The organism is Vreelandella salicampi, from assembly GCF_013415105.1.
In the GTDB taxonomy this organism is placed as follows: domain Bacteria; phylum Pseudomonadota; class Gammaproteobacteria; order Pseudomonadales; family Halomonadaceae; genus Vreelandella; species Vreelandella salicampi.
The window spans coordinates 1-2,360 of sequence record NZ_JACCDF010000034.1 but is presented as its reverse complement, the minus strand read 5'-3'; the positions used below and the strand labels follow the sequence as shown (position 1 = coordinate 2,360).

Annotated in this window: 2 protein-coding genes; one reads left to right on the top strand and one right to left on the bottom strand. The window is 55.5% G+C overall.

The window, feature by feature from the left end; genetic code table 11:
• Positions 1-152: 152 nt before the first annotated feature.
• Positions 153-1,688 (top strand): nitric oxide reductase transcriptional regulator NorR, encoded by a 1,536-nt coding sequence (gene norR / locus HZS81_RS17845; protein ID WP_179931870.1) that lies wholly within the window; start codon positions 153-155, stop codon positions 1,686-1,688.
• A 3-nt stretch (positions 1,689-1,691) separates the two neighbouring features.
• Here the strand turns inward: norR and HZS81_RS17840 are convergent, their stop codons facing one another.
• Complete coding sequence (locus tag HZS81_RS17840) at positions 1,692-2,084, bottom strand: DUF488 domain-containing protein (protein WP_179931869.1); 393 nt, start codon at positions 2,082-2,084, stop codon at positions 1,692-1,694.
• Between the last annotated feature and the right edge of the window lie 276 nt (positions 2,085-2,360).

Genomic DNA, 2,360 nt, shown 5'->3' with positions numbered 1-2,360 from the left:
CATCCGTGAGCATTTGTCGGGGCATCGCAAGCTCGCAGTTTGTTGGCGTGAGAACCTCTATTCTGCGAGCTTGCCCCTATCCTGCCAAATCATCCTCGACCAAACGTCAACACGCCCTAGGGTAGTTAAACCCTGTTAAGGTAATTTTGATCATGCTTGACGAGAGTTTGCTGGCGGACCTAGTAGCTGATTTGCCAACCGCCGTGCGCCTACAGCGCTTGGTACGTACTCTGCGCGAGGTCTTTCATTGCGGTGCTGTGTGCCTGCTGCGCCTAGAGGAGAGTACAACACTGGTGCCAGTAGCTGTTGATGGCTTGGTGCGAGAGGCACTGGGGCGTCGCTTTCAGGTCGCACAACATCCACGCCTCGCCATCATTCTTGCCAGTCGGCGCTCCACCCTGTTCCCCTTAGATGCCAACCTGCCAGATCCCTACGATGGTCTGTTAGAGCAGCAGTCGGGTCATCCATTGCACGTCCACGACTGCATGGGCATCAGCCTGCATGTCGAAGGCAAGCCCTGGGGAGTTTTAACGCTGGATTCACTGGAAACCGGTATCTTCGATACCGCCGGTCAGGCCGCTTTGGAGCACTACGCGTTGCTGGTTGAGGCTTCTGTGCGGGTCAGCGGCTTGGAACATGATCTCCGCGCCTTGCGAATGGCCCGGCAGGATTACGCACTGCCTGTGATGGCGCATGAAACAGGCGACATCCTCGGCCACAGCCCGGTGCTGCAGCGCTTGCTGGCGGAACTTGATGTGGTGGCCGGTTCCGACCTTCCTGTGCTTCTCAGTGGGGAGACTGGAGTAGGCAAGGAGCTTTTCGCACGTCGCCTACATCGCTGCTCTACCCGGTACGATAACTCACTGGTACAGATCAATTGTGCCGCATTGCCCGAGTCGCTTGCTGAGAGTGAGTTGTTCGGCCATGTAAAAGGCGCTTTTTCTGGAGCCACTGCTGAGCGTGCTGGTCGATTCGAGGCGGCTAATGGTGGCACCCTTTTCCTCGACGAAGTAGGTGAACTGTCGCTGTCGGTTCAGGCGAAGTTGCTGCGTGCCCTACAAGAGGGTGAGGTACAGCGTCTGGGCGAAGATTCCCCGCGCCAAGCCAATGTACGCATTGTTGCCGCTACCAACCGGCGCCTGGCTGAGGCCGTGCGCGATGGGAGTTTCCGTGCCGACCTCTACCACCGCCTTTCCGTTTATCCAGTGGCGATTCCGCCCCTGCGTGAGCGGGGCAGCGATGTATTGGTGCTTGCTGGTCACTTCCTGGAAATCAACCGCACCAGGCTTGGAGTGCGTAGCCTACGCCTATCGTCTGCGGCCGAAGAGGTGCTGCTGTCTTACGCTTGGCCGGGCAATGTACGCGAGCTTGAACATGTGATCAGCCGCGCGGCTATCAAGGCGCTCAGCCGAGGAGCGAAACGAGACGAAATCATCACTCTTCTGCCCAGTTGGCTTGACTTGCCTGAGGCAGATATCGCGGTGTCTGTCAACGAGGCGTCGACCTCAGAGGAAAGCGCACACTTGATGGCGCCCATACCAATGCGCACTCGCGTTGAGCAGGCACAGCGATCCGCGATCCAAGAAGCGCTTGTTGCCTGCTATGGTCATTGGGCCGCCGCCGCTCGCCATTTGGAAATGGACCCCAGCAACCTGCACAAACTGGCTAAGCGGCTGGGGTTGAAATAAGGCTTAGCTCTCCCGCTGGTTGTCTGTTAGGTATGTTTCGAGGAATTTTTTCAGTGCCATGGCATTATTGTATTCGGTATCCTTGGCTGAATAGACCAACGTTAAGCGTCTGCCACCACAGTCGTCTAAGAGCTTATCGATTGTCCGCTGTCTCTTTTTAAGCTCATCGAAGTACTTTTGATAGAAGCCTGCCCAAAGTTGTGGATCATGGTTGAACCACTTGCGCAGCTTGTTGGACGGTGCCAAGTCCTTTTCCCAAGAGTCCAAGGCAAGGGTTTCCTTGCGTATGCCCCGTGGCCATATTCTATCGACGAGTACCCGGTAGCCGTCATTCTCCGAAGCTTCATCATAGGCACGTTTGCAGCGAATTGTGTTGGGCGTGTTTTTATCACTCATGGATGACAATGCCTCCCGTTGTAAAACAGAGCCTCCAGCGCGGGATATTTTGCTGATGGTATCTTCAGAGTAGTGTGCCAGGCTGCTTTAAAGGCCGAAAGAGTCTTGATCTCTTTGCTGACAGCATGATGCTCAATGGATTGTTGTGGAATAATCCTGCCTCATTCATGAGAGTGTCGATTGAGCGTTTTGGAGCCGTTGGTTGCCGGCTTCAGTCTTCAACAGCCGTATCGATGGCGTGATGACACACGGATTAATGCCCAAGTGTGGCGCTTA